The 21,217-nt window shown below is 68.9% G+C and carries 20 protein-coding genes and 1 pseudogene; 8 read left to right on the top strand and 13 right to left on the bottom strand.

The features are described 5' to 3' along the window. The 4 genes from ACRWK7_RS15625 to ACRWK7_RS15610 form a co-directional block, all read right to left on the bottom strand. The coding region (locus ACRWK7_RS15625; RefSeq protein ID WP_431857184.1) for a NapC/NirT family cytochrome c at positions 1-433 on the bottom strand (433 nt) is incomplete at its 3' end. A 122-nt stretch (positions 434-555) separates the two neighbouring features. After that, positions 556-2,136, bottom strand: a complete 1,581-nt coding sequence (locus ACRWK7_RS15620) for a cytochrome D1 domain-containing protein (RefSeq protein WP_431857185.1) — start codon at positions 2,134-2,136, stop codon at positions 556-558. Positions 2,137-2,301: 165 nt separating this feature from the next. Further along, positions 2,302-3,222 (bottom strand): Crp/Fnr family transcriptional regulator, encoded by a 921-nt coding sequence (locus ACRWK7_RS15615; RefSeq protein ID WP_431857183.1) that lies wholly within the window; start codon positions 3,220-3,222, stop codon positions 2,302-2,304. Positions 3,223-3,232: 10 nt separating this feature from the next. After that, complete coding sequence (locus ACRWK7_RS15610; protein WP_431857182.1) at positions 3,233-3,931, bottom strand: helix-turn-helix domain-containing protein; 699 nt, start codon at positions 3,929-3,931, stop codon at positions 3,233-3,235. Between the two features lie 224 nt (positions 3,932-4,155). On the opposite strand from ACRWK7_RS15610, the gene ACRWK7_RS15605 reads away from it, so the two are divergent. The 7 genes from ACRWK7_RS15605 to ACRWK7_RS15575 all read left to right on the top strand — a co-directional run bounded on the left by ACRWK7_RS15605 (position 4,156) and on the right by ACRWK7_RS15575 (position 12,041). Next, positions 4,156-4,608, top strand: coding sequence for a c-type cytochrome (locus ACRWK7_RS15605; RefSeq protein ID WP_431857181.1), 453 nt, complete (start codon positions 4,156-4,158; stop codon positions 4,606-4,608). Between the two features lie 13 nt (positions 4,609-4,621). Beyond that, positions 4,622-5,968, top strand: a complete 1,347-nt coding sequence (locus ACRWK7_RS15600; protein WP_431857180.1) for a cbb3-type cytochrome c oxidase subunit I — start codon at positions 4,622-4,624, stop codon at positions 5,966-5,968. A 159-nt stretch (positions 5,969-6,127) separates the two neighbouring features. Then, a complete protein-coding gene (locus tag ACRWK7_RS15595; protein ID WP_431857179.1) occupies positions 6,128-6,937 on the top strand; it encodes a CbbQ/NirQ/NorQ/GpvN family protein in 810 nt (269 codons plus the stop codon). 16 nt (positions 6,938-6,953) lie between these two features. Next, positions 6,954-8,858, top strand: a complete 1,905-nt coding sequence (locus tag ACRWK7_RS15590; protein ID WP_431857178.1) for a nitric oxide reductase activation protein NorD — start codon at positions 6,954-6,956, stop codon at positions 8,856-8,858. A gap of 488 nt (positions 8,859-9,346) precedes the next feature. Beyond that, positions 9,347-10,981 (top strand): fumarate hydratase, encoded by a 1,635-nt coding sequence (locus ACRWK7_RS15585; RefSeq protein WP_431857177.1) that lies wholly within the window; start codon positions 9,347-9,349, stop codon positions 10,979-10,981. A 115-nt stretch (positions 10,982-11,096) separates the two neighbouring features. Beyond that, positions 11,097-11,777, top strand: a complete 681-nt coding sequence (locus ACRWK7_RS15580) for an RluA family pseudouridine synthase (protein ID WP_431857176.1) — start codon at positions 11,097-11,099, stop codon at positions 11,775-11,777. Between the two features lie 111 nt (positions 11,778-11,888). Continuing rightward, complete coding sequence (locus ACRWK7_RS15575) at positions 11,889-12,041, top strand: hypothetical protein (RefSeq protein ID WP_431857175.1); 153 nt, start codon at positions 11,889-11,891, stop codon at positions 12,039-12,041. Here ACRWK7_RS15575 and ACRWK7_RS15570 read toward each other — a convergent pair. From ACRWK7_RS15570 to ACRWK7_RS15545, 6 genes are all read right to left on the bottom strand, one after another. Further along, positions 12,038-15,358: a transcription-repair coupling factor gene (locus ACRWK7_RS15570; RefSeq protein ID WP_431857174.1), complete on the bottom strand. Its 3,321-nt coding sequence runs from the start codon at positions 15,356-15,358 to the stop codon at positions 12,038-12,040. The genes ACRWK7_RS15575 and ACRWK7_RS15570 overlap by 4 nt on opposite strands. 84 nt (positions 15,359-15,442) lie before the next feature. Beyond that, complete coding sequence (locus tag ACRWK7_RS15565; RefSeq protein WP_431857173.1) at positions 15,443-15,883, bottom strand: DUF4383 domain-containing protein; 441 nt, start codon at positions 15,881-15,883, stop codon at positions 15,443-15,445. Between the two features lie 58 nt (positions 15,884-15,941). Next, a complete protein-coding gene (locus tag ACRWK7_RS15560; protein WP_431857172.1) occupies positions 15,942-16,595 on the bottom strand; it encodes a TIGR04282 family arsenosugar biosynthesis glycosyltransferase in 654 nt (217 codons plus the stop codon). Next, a complete protein-coding gene (locus tag ACRWK7_RS15555) occupies positions 16,592-17,263 on the bottom strand; it encodes a TIGR04283 family arsenosugar biosynthesis glycosyltransferase (RefSeq protein ID WP_431857171.1) in 672 nt (223 codons plus the stop codon). The genes ACRWK7_RS15560 and ACRWK7_RS15555 overlap by 4 nt, the downstream gene beginning before the upstream one ends. 83 nt (positions 17,264-17,346) lie before the next feature. After that, positions 17,347-18,369, bottom strand: a complete 1,023-nt coding sequence (locus tag ACRWK7_RS15550; protein ID WP_431857170.1) for an OmpA family protein — start codon at positions 18,367-18,369, stop codon at positions 17,347-17,349. A gap of 329 nt (positions 18,370-18,698) precedes the next feature. Beyond that, positions 18,699-18,905, bottom strand: a complete 207-nt coding sequence (locus ACRWK7_RS15545) for a hypothetical protein (RefSeq protein ID WP_431857169.1) — start codon at positions 18,903-18,905, stop codon at positions 18,699-18,701. 223 nt (positions 18,906-19,128) lie between these two features. Here ACRWK7_RS15545 and ACRWK7_RS15540 point away from each other — a divergent pair, with 223 nt between their 5' ends. Further along, positions 19,129-19,368: a hypothetical protein gene (locus tag ACRWK7_RS15540; protein WP_431857168.1), complete on the top strand. Its 240-nt coding sequence runs from the start codon at positions 19,129-19,131 to the stop codon at positions 19,366-19,368. An 83-nt stretch (positions 19,369-19,451) separates the two neighbouring features. Here ACRWK7_RS15540 and ACRWK7_RS15535 read toward each other — a convergent pair whose 3' ends face one another. From ACRWK7_RS15535 to ACRWK7_RS15525, 3 genes and pseudogenes are all read right to left on the bottom strand, one after another. Then, positions 19,452-20,555 carry a branched-chain amino acid ABC transporter substrate-binding protein gene (locus ACRWK7_RS15535; protein ID WP_431857167.1) on the bottom strand — a complete coding sequence of 368 codons (1,104 nt, stop codon included), beginning with the start codon at positions 20,553-20,555 and terminating at the stop codon, positions 19,452-19,454. A gap of 148 nt (positions 20,556-20,703) precedes the next feature. Next, complete coding sequence (locus ACRWK7_RS15530; protein WP_431857166.1) at positions 20,704-21,063, bottom strand: DUF6867 family protein; 360 nt, start codon at positions 21,061-21,063, stop codon at positions 20,704-20,706. Further along, positions 21,063-21,217: pseudogene (locus tag ACRWK7_RS15525) on the bottom strand (ABC transporter ATP-binding protein); the annotation flags it as partial. The gene ACRWK7_RS15530 and the pseudogene ACRWK7_RS15525, both read right to left, overlap by 1 nt.

Genomic DNA, 21,217 nt, shown 5'->3' with positions numbered 1-21,217 from the left:
TGTGGCAGTTGCGGCATTCCAGCGAATCGTTGGCCTTGAAGCGCGCCCACTCGTGCTTGGCGAGTTCCAGGCGCTTGGCGTCGAACTTCTCAGGCGTGTTCACCGAGCCCAGGATCCAGTGATAGACCTCGTTGGAGGCCTGGATCTTGCGCATGATCTTGTGCACCCAGTCCTTCGGCACGTGGCAGTCCGGACAGGTCGCGCGCACGCCGGTGCGGTTCTGGAAATGGATGGTCTTCTTGTACTCGGCGTAGACGTTATCCTTCATCTCGTGGCACGAGACGCAGAAATCCATCTGGTTGGTCGCCTCCATGGCGGTGTTGAAGCCGCCCCAGAACACGATGCCCGATATGAAGATCACCGCCGCGCCGACCAGCGACGCACCGAAGATCCGCCAGCGGCCGAGACGGGCCCAGAGTGTGCCCAGCGCCATGTCACCACCCATTCGATCTGATTGCAAAGAAAGGGCGGGCTTGGTTGCCCAATTGCCCGCCCCCGTTTCCCGAAAATGAACCTACCCGGCCGAAGCCGGGTAGGATTTGACCGCAGTCAAGCTCAGTAGATGTCGTGCTGGGTGTTCAGCACGTTGAACTTGCCCGTCGGGGTGATCAGCTTCGGATCCTTGATGACGGTCTTCAGCTTGCGGGTCTTGTCGTCGAGGACGACGATCGCCGACGGGTCGGTCTTGCCGGCCCAGATCGAGAACCACACCTCGTCGCCCTTGGCGTTGTACTCGGCGTGCACGACGCGCTTGATCGCCTTGGTCTCCGGCAGTTCGGCCAGCTTGGCGACGTTGATGATCTCCGGCCCCTTGTCGAGGTTGGAGATGTCGTACACCGAGACGGACTCGGCCAGCTCACGCTCCGGATGCAGCGGGGCGTCGGCCCAGAGGTTCTTGGACTTCGGGTGCGTCTTGACGAAGAGCGAGCCCGCGCCGTGGTTCTTCAGCTCGGCCACGACCTTCCAGGCGCTCTCCTTGTGCTTCTCCGGATCGGTGCCGATCAGGGTGATCACGTCGGAGCCCAGGTGCGAGGTCGCCCAGACCGGACCGAACTTCGGATGGACGAAGTTGGCGCCGCGGCCGGGGTGCGGCTTCGACTTGGTGTCCACCAGGGCGGCGAGCTTGCCTTCCTTGGTGTCAACCACCGCGACCTTGTCCGAGGCGTTGGCGGCCACCAGGAAGTAACGCTTGGACGCGTCCCAGCCGCCGTCGTGCAGGAACTTGGCGGACTCGATGGTGGTTTCCTTGAGCGCCTTGATGTCGGTGTAGTCGACGAGCTTGATCATGCCCGTCTCCTTCACGTTCACCACGAACTCCGGCTTGATCGGCGACGCCACGATGGAGGCGACGCGCGGCTCCGGATGGTAGGTGCCGTCGATGGTGTTGCCGCGGGTCGAGACGATCTTGAGCGGCTCCAGGGTCAGGCCGTCCATGATCACGTACTGCGGGGGCCAGTAACCGCCGGCGATCGCGTACTTGTCCTCGAAGCCCTTGGACTTCGACGTCTCGACCGAGCGGGCGTCGAGCGCGGTCTTGATCGTCGCGACGACCTCCGGCTTCTCCATCCACAGGTCGATCATGTCGAGCTTGCCGTCGCGACCGATCACGTAGACGTAACGGCCCGACGCCGAGATGCGCGAAATGTGGACCGCGTAGCCGGTCTTGACGATGTTCCAGATCTTGTGCGTGTCGCCGTCGATCAGGGCGACCTCGCCGGTGTCGCGCAGCGTCACCGAGAACACGTTGTCAAGGTTGACGGTGTTCATCTTCTTGGTCGGACGCTTGTCCGGCGCAATGACGACCTTCCAGCTGTCCTTCATCTCCTTCATGCCCCACTCGGGCGGAGCGTCGGGAGTCATCTGGATGTAGGTGGCGACGTTCTTGATCTCATCCTTGCTCAGGATGTCGTCGAAGTTCGGCATGCCGCCTTCGGTGCCCAGCGTCAGGATCTTCTCCAGGCGCTGCTGGCCGAGCTTCTTGGTGGCCTCCGGCTCCAGGTTCTTGCCAGTGGCGCCCTTGCGCAGCACGCCGTGGCAACCCGCGCAACGCTCGAAATAGATCTTCGCGCTTTGATCCTTGGCTTCCTTCGACAGCGACGGGTCCGCCGACTGAGCCGAAGCGGAGACCGGCGCCATCGCCAGCAACGCCGGAAGCGCCACCGACGCGGCCCAAAGGGCCCGACTGCTCCACCGCATATTTGTTCTCCCAAGACATGAGGCAATTACAAAACCGCTTATAGGAGTGGCCCCATGCCCCAACCTTGACTTTGGTCAACCTCCTGGGAGTGCTAATTATTAGGCCTAAGCTGAAAGGCGTGTGGTCGGAAAACGTAGGATTTCTGCCGCTTTTTTGGGCTTGGTCGGGCTGACGGCGGGTTCGGCCGCCCCCTTCTGCCGGGGCGCCGGGGCCGCCCGGTCATTTCGCCGCACCCCGTCGTCCGCCGGCGCGTCCTCGCCGCACAGGTACAGGTGGCGTAGGCGCGCCACGTCCTCGACGTGCACCGTGTTGCCGGTGGTGCGCACGCCGAAGACGCGCAGCCGACCCAGCACGCGCGACAGGCTCTCCGGCTCCATGCCCAGGCGGCTGGCGATGATCACCTTCTTGAGCGGCAGAACGGCGCTGGCCGGCCCTTCGTCGGTGTCGAGCAACGACAGCAGGAAGCCGCAGACACGGCGGATCGGCGTGTGCTCGCGCAGGGTCCGCACCTCGCGCCGCAGGTGGCGGTTCCAGTGGCTGAGCGCCGAGAGCATGCGGCAGGCGAGGTCCCGGTTTTGTTTCAGACCGGCGAGGAACGGCTCGGCACGCACACGCACCAGCGCGGCGTCCTCGATCACCTCGGCGCTGACCGGGTAGTGGCCGCTGGCGAACATGGCGCCCTCGGCGAAGGAGGACACCGGCTCGACCACCTCGACGATGCTCTCCTTGCCGTCCTCCAGCAGGGCGAACAGCTTGACCCGTCCGGCCAGCAGGATGAAGAAGGCGTCGGCCGGGTTGCCGGCCTCGAACAGCATGGCGTGGTTGCCGTGCGATTCGATCATCGCGTTGCCGAGCAGGTCGCCCAGCACCTCGGGCGGCACCTTTTCGAAGATCGGCAGGCCGGCGACCAGCGCCGGGTCGAGCCGCTGGCGCCGGCAGCCCTTGGCGGACCGACAGCGGCCGGGCGTCCCGGCGGGAGCGCGCAGCGGGCAGATCTTGGCGTAGGCCCCGAGTCCGCAGGTCATGGCATCTCCCTCATGAGTCCAGATCGGCGCGGCAGAAGCGGCGCAGTGCGCCGAGGTCATCCACCAGCACGTCGTCGGCGCGCGCCATCACCCCGTGCGGGCGCAGCTTGGCGAAGGCGCGCGACAGGCTTTCCGGCTGCATGCCCAGCCGCTCGGCCAGCTGGTTCTTGCCGCAGGGCAGCGGCAGCCGGACCCGGCCGTCGCGCCGCTCGCCCGCCAGCCCGAGCAGGAAATTGGCCAGACGCCGCGTGGTGCAGCGCAGCTTCAGTTCGGTGATCTCGTGGATCATGCCGCGCAGACGCGCCGACGCCCCGGCGAGCAGGGCCAGCGCCACCTCGAACCGCTCGTCCAGGTGTTCCAGGAACGGCCCGGCGGCGACCGCCAGCGTGCGGGAGGGTAGAAGCGCGCGCGCCGTGACGCCGTGCGCGCCGCGGTCGAACACCGCCTCGTCGCCGGCCACGTCGCCGGGCGAGAGCAGGTCGAGCACCACCGAATCGTTGGCCGCGTCGCTGGCCTCCGGCGCGCACAGGCCGACGCTGCCCTCCAGCAGCACGTGAAACCGGTCGGCGCCGTCGCCCGCGGCGAACAGCACGTCGCCGGCGTTGAAGCGCACCACCGCGCCGTAGCCGACCAGGCGCCGCAGGTCGGCGGGGGAAAGCAGGCTGAGGAACGGGCTCTTCGCCACGGTCCTGACGAGGTCGGCGTCCATGGGCTCGGTCGGATCCGCAACTGATCTTCGTCAGACCCTACGTCCTATGACCCGAGGCCCCGCTTGACCGCAGTCAAGGATACCGCGCCGCAACCGGGGAATATGGGACCACCCTGGCGATGGTGCCCGCGGTCGCGGCCGCCGCCATTCGGAAATTTGAACCTCTCCGTACACCAGGGCAGGAGGGGTTCTCGCATGCATACCTTGCAACAAGGATCCACGCGATGACGGAGCGTTTTACAAAGGCGGCAGCGCGGAACATCTTCTTCGGCGGCTCGCTCTTCTTCTTCGTGGTGTTCATCTCGCTGGTCGCGATGAGCCACAACTATATTCTTACCAAGAGCACGAACACGGCAACGCTCACGGACGACGTCGCGCGCGGCAAGCACGTCTGGGAGAAGCACTCGTGCATCAACTGCCACTCGCTGCTGGGTGAAGGCGCCTACTTCGCGCCGGAACTGGGCAACGTGTGGGTCCGCTACGGCGGCGACAAGGACGCGGAAGGCGCCACCAGCGCGCTGAAGGGCTGGATGGCCGCTCAGCCGTCGGGCGTCGAAGGCCGTCGTCAGATGCCGCAGTTCAACCTGTCCGACAAGGAACTGGACGATCTGATCGCCTTCTTCCGCTGGACGAATTCGATCAACACCCAGAACTGGCCCCCCAAGGTGTCCGGCTGAGGAGACTTGATCCATGAAGTACGCTACGCAAAAAGTCGCTCTGCCCTACTTCTACGGAGCCCTGCTGCTCTTCGCGGTGCAGGTTCTGGTCGGTATCCTGGCGGGCGCGGTCTATGTTATGCCGAACCTGTTGTCGGAGCTGCTGCCCTTCAACATCCTGCGCATGATCCACACGAACGCCCTGATCGTGTGGCTGCTGATGGGCTTCTTCGGCGCTGCCTACTACCTGATCCCGGAAGAATCCGAGCGTGACATCCACAGCCCGACGATTGCCTACGTGCAGTTCGGCCTGTTCATGTTCGGCGCGCTGGCCGCGGTCGTCGGCTACGTCTTCCGCATCCACGAGGGCCGCGAGTTCCTCGAGCAGCCGCTGTGGATCAAGGCCGCCATCGTCGTGGTGGCGCTCATGTTCCTCTACAACGTCAGCCTGACGGTGCTGAAGGGCCGCAAGACGGTCATCACCAACATCCTGCTGATGGGCCTGTGGGGCATCGCACTGTTCTTCCTGTTCGCCTTCTACAACCCGGCGAACCTCGCGCTCGACAAGATGTACTGGTGGTTCGTCGTCCACCTGTGGGTCGAGGGCGTGTGGGAACTGGTGATGGCCTCGATCCTCGCCTTCCTGATGATCAAGATGACCGGCGTTGACCGCGAGGTCGTCGAGAAGTGGCTGTACGCCATCGTCGGTCTGGCGCTGTTCTCGGGCATCCTGGGCACCGGCCACCACTTCTACTGGATCGGCACGCCGGGCTACTGGCAGTGGATCGGCTCGCTGTTCTCCACGCTGGAAGTGGCGCCGTTCTTCGCCATGGTCGTGTTCGCCTTCATGATGGTCTACAAGGGCGGCCGCAACCACCCGAACAAGGCCGCCATGCTGTGGTCGCTGGGTTGCTCGGTGTTCGCGTTCTTCGGCGCCGGCCTGTGGGGCTTCCTCCACACGCTCGCCCCGATCAACTACTACTCCCACGGCACGCAGGTCACCGCGGCGCACGGCCACCTGGCCTTCTACGGCGCCTACGTGATGATCAACCTGGCCATCATCACCTACGCCATGCCCCTGCTGCGCGGCCGCGAGCCGTACAACCAGGTGCTCAACATGTGGAGCTTCTGGCTGATCAGCTCGGGCGTCGCCTTCATGACCTTCGCGCTGACCGTCGCGGGCGTCGTGCAGGTCCACCTGCAGCGCGTGCTCGGCATGGGCTACATGGAGGTGCAGGACCAGATCGGCCTGTTCTACTGGATGCGCCTCGGCTCCGGCCTGGTGATCCTGGTGGGCGTGCTGCTGTTCATCTACTCGGTCGTCGGCCCGGTGATGGCTGCCAAGCCTGCCCGCTCCGTCGGTCTGCAGCCGGCCGAGTAACTCCGGTCTGCAACAAGAACCCCGCCGGTGCGAGCCGGCGGGGTTTTTTGTTTTCCAGGCGATGCGAGCACGTCGCAGCCAACTTGACGATGGTCAAGGGAATCCGGACCGCCGCGGTCAACTATGCCCACAGCAGTCGAATCCCTCGGAGATGTCCCGATGTCCGTCACCCCGCTCGCCGCCGCGCACGCAGCAGACACCCCGTACTACCAGCCGATCGGCGACGAGTGCGAGCTGTTCGAGCACGCCTACCGACACCAGCTGCCGATGCTGCTGAAGGGGCCGACCGGCTGCGGCAAGACCCGCTTCGTCGCCCACATGGCGGCGAAGCTCGGACGCCCTCTCTACACCGTGTCGTGCCACGACGACCTGACCGCCGCCGACCTGACCGGCCGCTACCTCATCAAGGGCGGCGACACCGTCTGGGTGGACGGGCCGCTGACCCGCGCCGTGCGCGAGGGCGCCATCTGCTACCTGGACGAGGTCATCGAGGCGCGCAAGGACGTCACCGTCGTGCTGCACCCGCTGACCGACGACCGCCGCATCCTGCCGATCGACCGCACCGGCGAGACGCTGGAGGCGCCGGACAACTTCATGCTCGTGGTGTCCTACAACCCCGGCTACCAGAACGTCCTGAAGGCGCTCAAGCCCTCCACCCGCCAGCGCTTCATGGCGATGGAGTTCGACTTCCCGCCCGCCGAGCTGGAGATCGACGTGGTCGCCAAGGAGAGCGGCTTGGCCAAAGAGAAGGTCGTGCCGCTGGTCCGCCTCGCCAACGCGTTGCGCGACCTCAAGGGCCAGGACCTGGAGGAAGGCGTCTCCACCCGCCTGCTGGTCTACTGCGCCACGCTGATCCGCTCGGGCATCAAGCCGGACCGCGCCATCCGCTCGGCCATGCTGGAGCCGCTGACCGACGACACCGATGTCCGTCAGGCGCTTCTGCGCGTTGCACAGATCACGTTGGGCTGATCCAGGGGTAAGGACCATGGGCATCTTCGAGCCGGAGGAGCTGGTCGGGCGCCATTGGCACCGGCTGGTCGGCAACCGTTCCAGCTACCCGCACCATCCCGAGGCCGCGGTGGCGCTGGAGGGGCTGCGCCACCGGCTCGCGGTGTTCTACCGCGGCCTGGGCGGCGACCACGGCGTGCGGCTGGCGGCCGGCGCCAAGGCCGAGTCCGGGCACCGGCTGTCGCTGCTCGACCGCATCGGCCTGGGCGTGGAGAAGGTGGACAAGGCGACGCTGGACGGCGAGGTCCTCCAGTTGCCGCCCTCCATCGACCTGTTCCCCGAGGCGCGGCTGAACGAGCTGCTGTACGAGTGGTTGGCGGCGTTCTTCGCGCACGCCGAGCCGCTCGGCGAGCGGCCGGGCGATCCGCTGCAGGCCGACGTGCAGGCCCTGCGCGCCACGGCGCGGGCGGTGCGCCGGGCGCTGGCGCGCTTTCCGGGGCTGCGGGCGATCCACGCGGAACTTGCTGCGGCGACGCTCGCCGCCCGGCCAAAGCGCAGCCTGCCCAAGCCGGAGGCCGAGGTCGAGGAGGCCGTCGCGGCGCTGCTCGCCGATCCCGACGCCACCGCGCACCGCATGCTGAACGAGGCGGTGCCGCTGGAGCTGTTCAAGGCGCAGCACGGCTACCAGCCGTTCCTGCCGGTGCCGCTGTGGGGCGAGGCGATCAACCGGCCGCCGAGCGAGGGTTTCGACCGCCCGGACGACGACAGCGAATCCGGCGGCGGCCAGGAGAAGGACAGCCAGCGCCGCAAGGCCAGCCGCCGCGACAGCGACCAGACCAACCGCGACGACCCGCTGATCCTCAACCGCTTCGACACGATGATGTCGATCGCGGAGATGGTGAACCTCAACCGCAAGACCGAGGACGACGACCAGGACAGCGCGCAGAAGGCGGTGGAGGAGACCGACGAGATCTCGCTGGGCCAGAACGACCGCAAGGCGTCGACCAAGCTGAAGCTCGACCTCGACATCGCGCCGGGCGCCGCCGACACCGGGCCGATCCGCGCCGAGATCACGTACCCCGAGTGGGACTACCACCGCGGCGTCTACCACAAGGACTACTGCCGCGTCGTCGCCGAACCGGCCTCCGAAGAGGGCGAAGACTGGGAACCGGACGACGCCTCCCGGCGCCGCATCCGTGCCGTGCGCCGGCAGTTCGAGGCGCTGCGGCCCCGCCGCATGGTCTTCCCCGGCCAGCCGGACGGCGACGAGGTGGACCTCAACGCCCTGGTGCGCAGCCACGCCGACAAGCGGGCCGGCGGCATCGCCAACGAGCGTGTCTACCTCCAGGTCCGCAACGCCATTCCGGACCTTGCGGTGGCGGTGCTGGTGGACAACTCGCTGTCCACCGATTCGTGGATCGAGGACCGCCGTGTGCTCGACGTGGAGAAGGAGGCGCTGCTGGCGCTGACGCACGGGCTGACCGCCTGCGGCGACAGCCACGCGGTGTACGCCTTCACCTCGAAGAAGCGGTCGTTCGTCAACGTGAAGACGTTGAAGGACTTCGACGAGCCGCAATCGGCGAAGATCGACCGCCGCATCCAGGCGCTGAAGCCCGGCCACTACACCCGCATCGGTGCGGCACTTCGTCACGTCACCACGAAGCTGGCCGAACGGCCGAACCGGCAGAAGCTGGTGATCCTGCTGTCCGACGGCAAGCCGAACGACATGGACCACTACGAGGGCCGCTACGGCATCGAGGACACTCGAAAGGCGGTGCTCGAGGCGCGCAAGGAAGGTCTGGCGGTGTTCGGCATCACCGTGGACGCGCACGCACGCGACTATTTCCCAACGCTGTTCGGGCGGGGCGCTTACGCGATCTTCCCGCACATCAGCCGGCTGACCGTGGCCCTGCCGGCTCTGTACAGGCAGCTGGCACGCTGATTTTCTGCGTTTCTGTCCGGTCCCCCACCCAACCCTCCCCCACTTCGCGGGGGAGGGCTTTCTTGTTTCCCTCCCCGCGAAGTGGGGGAGGGTCAGGGAGGGGGCCCAGCGCCACGCCTTCCCCACACCACCCCACTTGATTATTGTCAAAATTTCCACCACACCCCACGAACACACGTCGTTTTAGAAGGATTCTCAACGCTTGACCGGCGTCAAGGTGGAGCTTCTGCTTTTTGCATAGAAACGAAGGCGAAGATCACTTCGCTGGTCTTTAGCCACGCACTGCGTGGCACCATCTCTCCCATAGGATGCCCCTTAGCGTCCCTCGACAACATCGAGGGACGCTTTTTTTTGCCCGGACGGCACCACGACCCAAACCGTTGTGCACCGCCCGAAGGGGTGTATAAGGGGGGCCGAAAATGCGCCCTCCCCGTTGCGCGCCTTCGGCGCCGCCGGAGGCGGGGTTCACACCGGAAGGAACGCCTTTCATGCCCGACGACAGCAGCCCGGCCCGCGGCGCCAACAGCCTCTTCCCGCTCGGCAAGGACGAGACCCAGTACCGCAAGCTCACCTCCGACCACGTCTCCGTCGTCGAGTTCGACGGCGAACAGGTCATCAAGGTCGAGCCGGAGGGTCTGCGCCTGCTCGCCGAGGCGGCGTTCTGCGACATCAACCACCTGCTGCGCCCCGGCCACCTCCAGCAGCTGCGCAACATCCTCGACGACGCCGAAGCCTCGTCGAACGACAAGTTCGTGGCGCTCGACCTGCTGAAGAACGCCAACATCGCCGCCGCCGGCACGCTGCCGATGTGCCAGGACACCGGCACCGCCATCGTCATGGGCAAGAAGGGCCGCCGCGTCTTCACCAAGGGCGGGGACGAGCAGGCGCTGGCCACCGGCGCCCGCGACGCCTACCTGAAGCGCAACCTGCGCTACAGCCAGCTGGCGCCGCTGTCGATGTACGAGGAGAAGAACACCCGCAACAACCTGCCCGGCCAGATCGAGATCTACGCCGAGGGCGAGGACGCCTACAAGTTCCTGTTCATGGCCAAGGGCGGCGGCTCGGCCAACAAGACCTTCCTGCATCAGGCGACCCCGTCGGTGCTGGCGCCGGACCGGCTGCTGAAGTTCCTCGAGGACAAGATCAAGTACCTCGGCACCTCGGCCTGCCCGCCCTACCACCTCGCCGTGGTGATCGGCGGCCTGAGCGCCGAGCAGAACCTGAAGACGGTCAAGCTGGCCTCGGCCCGCTACTACGACAGCCTGCCGACCTCGGGCTCCGAGGACGGCCACGCCTACCGCGACCTGGAGATGGAAGCGGCGATTCACAAGCTGACGCAGGGCATGGGCATCGGCGCGCAGTTCGGCGGAAAGTACTTCTGCCACGACGTGCGCGTCATCCGCCTGCCGCGCCACGGCGCCTCGCTGCCCATCGGCATCGGCGTGTCCTGCTCGGCCGACCGTCAGGCGCTGGGCAAGATCACCAAGGACGGCATCTTCCTGGAGCAGCTGGAGCGCGATCCCGCCAGGTACCTGCCGGAGATCGAGGACAGCCAGCTGTCCGGCGAGGTGGTGAAGATCGACCTCACCAAGCCGATGAGCGAGATCCGCGCCATCCTCAGCCAGTACCCGATCCGCACCCGCGTGTCGCTGACCGGCCCGCTGATCGTCGCCCGCGATCTGGCGCACGCCAAGCTGCGCGCCCGCCTGGACGCCGGCGAGCCGCTGCCCGACTACTTCAAGAACCATCCGATCTACTACGCCGGCCCGGCCAAGACGCCGGAAGGCATGCCCTCGGGCTCCTTCGGCCCGACCACGGCCGGCCGCATGGACAGCTTCGTTGACCAGTTCCAGGCGGCGGGCGGCTCGTTCGTCATGCTCGCCAAGGGCAACCGCAGCCCCGAGGTGACCGAGGCCTGCCGGAAGTACGGCGGCTTCTACCTGGGCTCGATCGGCGGCGCCGCCGCCCGTCTGGCGCAGGACTGCATCAAGAAGGTCGAGGTGGTCGAGTACCCCGAGCTGGGCATGGAAGCCATCTGGCGCATCGAGGTGGAGGACTTCCCGGCCTTCATCATCGTCGATGACAAGGGCAACGACTTCTTCAAGGAGTTGAAGCTGCCGTAATGACCGACGAGGGAGGGGCCCCGCCCCTCCCTCGCACGTCATTTCCCCGTCATCCCCGCTTCGCGGAAATGACGGACGAGGAACGCAGCGGCTCTCGCAGCAACGTCACAGGCGCATGACTCCCGACCAGATCCAGGCCCGCGTCCTCTACCGGGACGGCCTCACGCTCGTCATCGACAAGCCGGCCGGGCTGGCGGTGCACGCCGGGCCGGGGGGCGGCGACAACCTGGAACGCTATTTCGACCATCTCCGCTTCGGCTTCCCGAAGCCGCCGGGGCTGGCGCACCGGCTGGACCGCGACACCTCGGGCTGCCTCGTGCTGGGGCGGCACCCGAAGGCGCTGCGGCGGCTGGGCAAGCTGTTCCAGGAGGGGCGGGTCGGCAAGACCTACTGGGCGGTGTGCGCCGGGACGCCGCCGGCCGACCAGGGGCGAATCGAGCTGCCGCTGAAGAAGCAGAGCAACCGCACCGGCGGCTGGCGCATCGTCACCGCCGAGGACGGGCAGAGCGCCGTCACCGACTACGAGGTGCTGGGCCGGGCCGAGGGGATGAGCTGGGTCGCCTTCCACCCGCACACCGGGCGCACGCACCAGATCCGCGTGCACGCCGCGTCCATGGGCTGCCCGCTGCTCGGCGATCCGCAATACGGCGGGCCGGAGGGCCGGCTGCACCTGCATTCGCGCGCCGTGGAGCTGCCGCTCTACCCGAAGAAGCCGCCGGTCTCGGCAACCGCACCGGTACCGGCGCACATGCTGGCGGCGCTGACCGCCTGCGGCTTCGATCCCGACCGGGACTGAGCGAATCGCGCGCGGTACGCCGCGCGCGCTCCACCCTCGCTACCCGCGCCGTGCGACGCTCGCGCCCCGCGACTGTTATGGTTCCGAACAAACCATCAGGAGATCGCGGACATGGCACGGGACCGACAGTGGGTCGTGCTCGACCAATCGCAATCGGCCAGCAAGGCGCGGGAACCGACCGCGCGCGAGATCGTCGAGGGTGACGAACAGCGCAAGGACGCGCCAGCGCACCGGCCGGACCCCGACAAGGAACCCGACGACTAACGCGCCAGATCGCGCAACAGCCGGCGCAGCGCGCGGTGGTAGGCCGCCGGTTCGCGGTCCCCGGCGGCGAGCACCACCCGGCCGTCCGGCCTTGCCTTCATGCCGTCGTGGCGCCCGGCGAGGCGGTCGAGCGCGGCGGCGTCCGGCGCCCGCCCCTCCCAGAAGCCGAGCAAAGCGCCGGCCGGGCCGATGTCCAGCGTCTCGACGCCGGCCTCCTTGGCCAGCGTCTTGAAGGCGTCCAGCTCCATCAGCGTGTCGACCTCCGGCGGCAGCGGGCCGAAGCGGTCGGCGAGGTCGGCGGCAAAGGCGTCGCGCTCCACCGCGTCGTCGATCACCGCGAGGCGGCGGTAGACGGCCAGACGCAGCGTGGCATCGCCGATCCAGCTCTCGGGGATCAGCACGGGCAGCCCGATGGTCAGGCGCGGCACCGGCTCGGGCACCGGCGGCCGGCCGGCGCGCGCCGCCTCGACCGCTTGGCGCAGCATCTCCTGGAACAGCTCGACGCCGACGGCGCGCAGGTGGCCGGACTGCTCCTCGCCCAGCAGGTCGCCCGCCCCGCGCAGGCCGAGGTCGTGCGCCGCCAGTTCGAAGCCGGCACCCGGCTTGTCCAACTCGGTCAGCACGCGCAAGCGCTGGCGGGCCGGTTCGGACAGCTCCTCGCCGCGCACCACCGTCAGCCAGCAGTGGCCCTGCACCGCCCCGCGCCCGACCCGGCCGCGCAACTGGTGCAGCTGCGCCAGCCCGAAACGGTCGGCGCGGTGCACGACGATGGTGTTGGCGTTGGGGATGTTCAGCCCGTTCTCGATGATGTTGGTGGCGAGCAGCAGGTCCCCCGCTCCCTCAGCGAACGCCGTCATGGCGTCGTCGAGTTCGCCGGCCGGCATCTGCCCGTGCGCCTCGATGACGCGGAAGTCCGGCGCGATCTCGGCGATGCGGGCGCGCACCGTGTCCAGGTCCTCGACGTGCGGGCAGACGGTGAAGCACTGCCCGCCGCGCGCCCGCTCGGCGCGCAGGGCCTCGCGGATGCGGCCGGCGTCCCACTCCGACAGGTCGGTGCGTACCGGCCGGCGCGCCACCGGCGGCGTGGCGATGACGCTCAGCTCGCGCAGCCCGGCCAGCGCCAGTTGCAGGGTGCGCGGGATCGGCGTGGCGGTCAGGGTCAGCACGTGGCAGCCCTCCGACAGCGCCTTCAGCCGTTCCTTCTGCTTGACGCCCAGGCGCTGCTCCTCGTCGATCACCAGCAGGCCGAGGTCGGCGAACGCGATGCCCGACCCCAGCAGCGCGTGCGTGCCGACGACGACGCGCACCGAGCCATCGGCCAGCCCCGCCTTGACCGCCCGCGCCTCGGCCGGGGCGATGCCGCGCGACAGCTCGGCGACGGTGACGCCGAAGCCGGCGAAGCGGGCGCGGAAATCGCTGACGTGCTGGCGGCACAGCACGGTGGTCGGCGCCACCACAGCGACCTGCCGGCCGGCCAGGGCGACCGCGAAGGCGGCGCGCAACGCCACCTCGGTCTTGCCGAAGCCGACGTCGGCGCACACCAGCCGGTCCATCAGCCGGCCCGAGGCGAGATCGCCCAGCACCGCCTCGATGGCCTCGCGCTGGCCCGGCGTCTCCTCGTAGGGGAAACGGTCGGCGAAGCGGCGGTAGGCGGCCCGCGCCGGACGGATCGGTTCGACGCGGGCCTGGGCACGCTCGGCCTGGACGCGGACCAGCGCGGTGGCGGCGTCGGCCAACGCGCCGGCCACCTTGTCGCGGCGCTGGATCCAGACGCCGCCGCCCAGCCGGTCCAGCGGCACCTTGCCGGCGGCGCCGAACGGCCAGAGCAGGTCCAGGTTCTCGACCGGCACGTAGATTTTGGCGTCGTCCTTGTAGACGACGCGCAGGCAGTCGTGCGGCGCGCCGGTGGCGGTCAGCGTCTCCAGGCCGTCGGACAGGCCGATTCCGTGATCCGCGTGCACCACGAGGCTGCCGGGGGCGAGGTCCGCCGCCTCCACCGCGAGGTCGCTGACCAGCCGCCGGCCGCGCCGGGGCCGCGCCTCCGCCTGGCCGAGCAGCGCCGCCGCGGTGACCACCGCCAAGCCGGGCGCCCGGAAGCCGGCGTCGAGGTCGAGCGCAACCACCGCCGCCGTTCCCGGCGCAAGCGCCTGCGCCGCCGGCCAGTCGTCGGCGATCGCCAGATCGGCCACACCGTCGCGGCGCAGGCTGCGCAGCAGGCCGCGGCGACGGGCCGGATCGGGCACGGCGACCAGCACGCGCCGGCCGTCGCCGCGCAGTCCGGCAAGGCGTTCGGCCGGATCACCGCCGCACAGCGCCAGCAACTCGCCGCCGCCCTCGCCGGGTTCGGAGGACAGGGTGACAACCGTGCGCCCCTGAAGTGCGGCGTCCCAGTCCTCCCCGGTGAGGAAGACGCGCTCGAGCGACAGCGGCCGGACGGCCAGGGCGACGCCCACCTGCGCGCGGCGCGCCTCGTAGGCGCGCTCGGCCTGTTCCAGCCATTCGTCGCGCAGCGTCGTCGTGCCCTCGTCGAGGGTGACGGCGGCGCCGGGAAGCCGGTCGAACAGCGTGTCGGTGGCTGGGTAGAACAGCGGCAGCGCGTGCTCCAAGCCGGCGTAGCGGCGCCCGGCGTCCACCGCGCGGTACAGCGGGTCCTCCTCCGCCGCGCCGCCGAACGCGGCGAGGTAACCGGCCTTGAAGCGCTCGATCGCCGCGTCGTCGAGGACGATCTCGGTGGCCGGGTAGAGATCGACGCGCTCCAGCTCGCTGCCGCCGGCAAGGCGGGCGGAGGCGAGCCGGCCGCCGGGCAGTTCCAGCCGCAGCGGCCCGCCGACGCCCGGCGAGACGATGTCCAGCCCATCGTTCCGCCACACCGCGTCACCGAACACGGCGGCTTCCGCGGCGGGGCCGTAGCCGCCGCGCAGCAGCCACAGCCGCAATGCCTCCAGATCCACCGCCTCGCCCACCGCCAGCCCGTAGGACAGGCGCTTCAGCGTGTCGGCGGGCGGCAGGCGGCGCAGGAGGCCGCCCGCCGTGGTCAGCACGATCTTCGGCCCCGGCCGTGCCAGCCGCACCAGCGTGTCGATGCGTCGCCCGGCCACCCGTGTGGACGGCGAGGCGCGGTCGTACGGCAGCGCATCCCACGCCGGAAAGGCCAGTACCGGCAGCTCCGGCGCGCGGAAGGAGAGCAGGCGGCGCAGCCGTTCCAGCCGCCGCCCATCCTCGGCGATGTGGAGCAGCCCGGCGTCACCGACCGCCGCGGCGCGGTCGGCGAGCAGCCAGGCGTCGTACCCCTCCGGCGCCCCGGCCAGGACGGTCATGAGGCCGCCGCGCGCGGTGCTTCCAGGGTGCCGGCCCGATCGGCGCCGAGCGCGTCACCGTCGGAAAAGACGAGCGGGACGCGCTCAGGCACGCCAGTTCGCCTCGGTGGTGGCCACCCGGTCGCGGTCGGTCATGAAGAACCCGACCCAGCCCGCCACGCCGGCCAGCAGCAGGTGCAGCCAGATGTCGTTGCCGTGGATCGGCACCAGACCGAACACGGTGTTCAGACCCGGGATGAAGCCCATCACCGCGAGCACCAGATAGATCACCGCGACGCTGCGCAGAAACCCGCGTGAACTCGCCGCACCGCTGAAGAAGGCGAAGAAGCCCCACAGTGCGAAGACAAGATGGATCAGGTTGTGCACGACGTTGACCGGGAACAGACCCAGCAGGTTGCCGTGCATGGCGTTGATGGTGAGGTCATGGCCGCCGCTCGGCGGGGTCAGCGCCGCGGGCAGCAAGCCGAGCAGGCCGGCGCCGGCAAAGGCGACGCCGAGAATCAGCGCGGTGTAGCGAGACCACATGAGGGTCCTCCATCGAGACTCGAGATGGTATCGAGTACGGCCGAAACACCGGCGCGGTTCAGTCGTCCGGCGCCACCAAAGGCGGTACCGCTGACGCAATACCCCGGGTGGGTCGGCTCTGCCGGTCCCGCCAGCGCCGCCAGTCCTCGGCGTCATCGACGTCGTTCAGGACGTCCACGAAGGCCACGCTGGTTCCGTGCGGCAGCCCGGACATCGTGTCGGCCAGCGCGTGCTCGCTCGACCAGCGGACCTCGCGGAACAGCGAGCGCGGCATGGCGCTCCGGCGCGCCGCGCCGACCAGCCAGTAGCCGCCGTCCGCCGCCGGCCCGAAGACGAACGCCGCCCGTCCGAGCGCCCGGAACGCGGCGGCGATGCGCGGCGCGTCGGCGTCCGGGATATCGCTGCCGACGATGACCACCGGGCCGGGCGGCAGCCGGCGCAGTGGCCGGGCCATCCGCGCGCCCAGGTCGCCGCCGCCCTGCGGGATCACCCGTGCCCCCCTGGGCCAGACGCGGAAGCGCGCGGCCCGGTCGGGCGTCACCGCCAGCCAGACGCACCAGCGCGGGTCGCGCCCGACGCGGCGAAGCAACGCCTCCAGCGTCCGCCGGTAGAAGCGCAACGCCTCCAGCGCGCCGATGCCGCGGGCCAGCCGGCTCTTGACCCGGCCGAGGCATGGCTCGCGCGCGAAAATGACGAGATGGCGGATGGTCATCCGTACAGCCGCCGGATCAACCGGGGCGGAACCCCGAGGGCGTACAGGGACAGGCAGGCGAGGTTGCGCGCCGGGCGCAGCAGCCAGCCGTCGCGCTCGTAGCGGGCGGCGGAAGTGATCGCCTCGGCGCCCAGCGGCACGAGCCGCCGTCGGCCGATGCGGCGGGCAAGGTCGACGTCCTCCATCAACGGCAACGGCCGGAACCCGCCGAGCGTCTCATAGAACGGCCTTGCGATCAGCAGACCCTGGTCGCCGTACGGCAGCCCGAAAACCCGGCTGCGCCACGCCACCGCCCGCTCCCACCGGCGCGCGACGGGCGCGGCGCTGTCGAAGCGCAGGCGGAAATAGCCGGCGCGTTCGGCGTTTCCGGGCGCGTCGATGTGCCGCTCGACCGCGTCCCTCCAGCCCGGGCCGGGCCGGGTGTCGGCGTGCAGGAACAGCAGCCATGGCGCCTCGCCGGCCGCCGCTCCGGCCGCGAGTTGCGGCCCCCTCCCCCTCGGCGTCCGGATCACCCGCACCCCCAGGGCGTCGGCCACGCCCGCCGTGCCGTCGGTAGACCCGCCGTCGGCGACGATCACTTCGGTGCCGCCACCGAGCGCGCCCAGGGTCGCCGGCAGCGTGCCGGCGGCGTTCAGGCAGGGGATGACGATGTCGAGACGCTGCTCCATGGGATGGAGTATCGGCTCACCCCGCCCAAACGAAAAGGGCACCGCCGCGGCGGTGCCCTGTCGTTCCGGCCGGACGCGGCCGATTACTTCACGCGGATCAGGATCTGCGCGCGGCGGTTGGACGGCTCGCGCACGTTGTCGGCCGTGGCCACCATCTGCTGGGACTCGCCCTTGCCCTCGACCGAGATCTGCCCGACCGGCACGCCCTTGGCGACCAGCGCGCGCTTCACCGCGTCGGCGCGGCGCAGCGAGAGCTTCTGGTTGTAGGCCGGCTTGCCCGAGGTGTCGGTGTGGCCGATCACGTGGATGCCGACCGCGCGCATGCTGCCGGCCGCCGCCGCGGCGTCGCCGATGATCCGGTCGGAGGCCGGGGTGATGTCCGCCCTGTTCCAGTCGAAGAACACCAGATACTCGGTCTGCGGCGCCTGGACGACCGGAGCGGCCGGCGCGGTCGCGACGGCGGGCGTCGCAGCGGCCGGGGCGCCGAACGACCAGCGCAGACCGACCAGGACGCTGTGGTTGTGGTAGCGGCCCTCGAGGGTGCTGCCGGCGATCTCATACCTCGGCTTCTCGGTGCCGAAGTAACGGTAGTCGGCGGTGATCGCCAGATTGGGCGTCACGTTGTAGGCGACGCCTGCGATGCCCTGGTAGGCGAACACCCAGTCCGCGTCGGACGCGCTGAGCGTGCCGAAGCCGAAGTCGTGCTTCACGTGGGCCGCGCCGGCGCCGATGCCCAGGTAGGGGGTGAACGGCGTGCCGGTGTGGATGTCGTACAGGATGTTCGCCATCAGGCCGGTCGCCCGCACCTTGCCGGTGGCGGCGGAGGCGGGGCTGGTGCTCTTGATGTCGTTGCCCCAGCGGTGGTTCACCTCGAACTCGCCGCGCAGGCCGAACGCGGTCTCGTACCCGGCGCTCAGCGACCCGACCCAGCCCTGGTCGTACTTGGCGGTGGCGGAAGCGCCCGCCAACGGCGAGCTGAACTTGGCGTCGCGCGTCCAGTTCAGGCCGCCGGCACCCCCGATGTAGAACCCTTCGTTGCCGGCGAGAGCGGCGGTCGGGAGCGTCAGCGCAATCGCGGTGCCGAGCAGAATGCCACGCACGTTCATGATCGTCTTCCTTGCATGGTGCCGCCTTGTGTCGTCGGCGGTTCGTTCATCCACGGTCGCAGATGTCACCGCCGCCGCGGCTCGGCAATCCCCGGCTCGCAACCTGTGCAAGTCTGTGATATTTATGCTTCACTGAGGATAGACGGTTTGGATTACGCCAGATGGAGCAAAGCGTTAGGGGCGCATAGCCATCTGGTCCGGCGCTCTGAAAACGTGGCGTTCCCGCAACAGTCGTCATGCAGCGTCGGCCTGCGGATTCGGCGCATGCGAAAGCCGCCGGACGCACGGGCGCCGGCGGCGGTGTCGGGTTCAGGGGAACCGCGGCCGGATCAGCCTTCCAGCCACTCGAACTGGTGGGGGTCGAGCAAGGTGACGACGGCCAGCGTCTTCAGCGTGTGCGGGTCGTCCGCCCGCTTCATCTGGGCGTGCTGGGTGCCCATGCCGTCCTTGCGGATCGCCACCACCTCCCAGATCCCGCCGCCCGGACCGAGCTTGCGGAACATCTGCCCTTCGACGATCTCGCGCTTTCTGCGCATGCCCGTTCTCCAACACCAAGAGGCCGGCGAGCGATGGCGGCCGGCACCCGCATTCAAACACGAAACGCCCCCGGTCTGGCGAGTGTCCGTTATGCGGCGGACACGCATGGCCGCACTTTGTAGCCGGCCTGCAACAGCTACCCCTTTTGAGCACCCCCGCAGCGCAGCAAAAATCTCGTATGTCCGTCTGGAACAGAATGGCCCAGGTACGGTTCATTACGGCATGAAGACCGACACCGACGTGCTTCTTTTCGCGACTCGCCTGGTCGATGAGATGGGCGAAGCCGCGGTCCGCATCAGCCGCGTTCGACTCGTCGAACTGACGGCCACCAACAACCTCAGGGCAGCCGCGTTCTGGCGCGACGTGATGCGCGCCTCCGAGCATCTGCTGGCGCAGCGCTCCCCAGCCATGGTGCCCGGCACCACCCCGGCGGCACCGCTGTCCGGTGGACTCGCGACCTAGCCCGCGATGCCGCAACGCAAAAAGGCCCGGCGGTTTCCCGCCGGGCCCCTTGTCGCGTTCAAGCGATACGCTGACGCGGAGTCTTACTTGACCTGAGCGTACTTGCCGTCGGCGTTCCAGCGGTACCAGACGTAGGCCGGCGTGGTCACGTCGCCCTTGGCGTCGAAGCCGATGTTGCCGATGACGGTCGAGAACTTCTCCTTCTGCAGGACCGGGGCGACCTTGCCCACGTCCGTCGAGTTCGCCTTGCGCACCGCGTCGGCCCAGATCTGCAGGGCGGCGTAGGTGTACAGGGTGTAGCCCTCCGGCTCGTAGCCGGCCTTGCGGAACTTCTCGACCACCGCCTTGGCGTCCGGCATCTCGCGCGGATCCGGGCCGAAGGTCATCATGGTGCCCTCGCCGGCCGGGCCGGTGATCGACCAGTACTCGTTGGTCACCAGGGCGTCGCCCGACACGATCGGGGCCTTCAGGCCCTGGTCCTTCATCTGGCGGGCGATCAGGCCGGCTTCGGTGTGGTAGCCGCCGATGTAGACGACGTCGATGGCTTCCTGCTTCAGCTTCGACACCAGCGCCGAGTAGTCCTTCTCGCCGGCGGTGTAGGCCTCGTAGACCTTTTCCTTGGTGCCGGCGGCGTTCAGCGCCTTCTGCGTCTCGTCGGCGAGGCCCTTACCGTAGGCCGACTTGTCGTGCAGGATGGCGACGTTCTTGCCCTTGTACTTCTCGACGAGGTAGGCGCCGGCGATCTTGCCCTGCTGGTCGTCGCGGCCGCAGACGCGGAAGACGTTCTTGAAGCCCTGCTCGGTCAGCTTCGGGTTGGTCGAGGCCGGCGACATCTGCAGGACGCCTTCCTCGTTGTAGACCTGGCTGGCCGGGATCGACGAGCCCGAGCAGAAATGGCCGGCCACGAACTTCACGCCGGCCTTGGCCAACTGGTTGGCGACGGCGACCGCCTGCTTCGGGTCGCAGGCGTCGTCGCCCACTTCCAGCTTCAGCTTCTGGCCGAGCAGGCCGCCGGCGGCGTTGATGTCCGCCACGGCCATTTCCATGCCCTTCTTCATCTGCTCGCCGAAGGTGGCGTACTGGCCGGTGATCGGGCCCGCGGTGGCGACGGCGATGTCGGCCTTGGCCGAGGTGGCGCCCAGCGCGGTGGCCGCGACGGCGGCGAGGAGGAGGTGCTTGTAGTTCATTATACGGTTCGCTCCCTGTTGTGAGTCACACCCTGAGCCCTGCCATGGGCCCTTGCCGCCGGCCCCGCTTTGGCGCGAGGTCCGGCGGAATTGCTTCTACTATAGTCCGGCCGGCCCCGCGACACATCGCCTAAGGCCATAGGGGGGCTCATCCGGCGATCCGCGCGCCGATCTTCTCGCGCCAGCCGAACGGGCCGGAGCGCTCGTACAGCCACGGGTACTGCGACACCATGCGGTGCGCCAGCGCCATGCGATACGACACCCAGGTGATCGCCAGGATCGCCGCCCCATGCACGATGAAGCCCGGCAGGTGCAGCAGCGGCCCGCCGAACAGTGCGAACACCAGGAAGCGGTCGCCCAGCCCCATCATGAGCGAGTAGGCGAACACCATGCCCGGCGATTTCCAGCCCTGCGCCAGAGCCTGTCCGGTGAGCCAGCCGCAGCCGCCGAACACCAGCAGCGTCAGCCCGATGAACACCGGCAGCGATGATCCGAGAACGGCGTCCATCAATGGCCCCCTTCGAGATAGGCGGCGCGGACTTCCGGATCCGCCAGCAGCTGCGCGCCGGTGCCGCTCATGGTGATGCGGCCGGTGACCATGACGTAGGCGCGGTGGGCGAGCTTCAGCGCGTGATAGGCGTTCTGCTCGACCATGAAGACGG

The sequence above is a fragment of the Azospirillum sp. genome, assembly GCF_050789165.1.
Note: the sequence above shows the minus strand (reverse complement) of the source record. Positions and strands in the feature narration are given on the sequence as shown.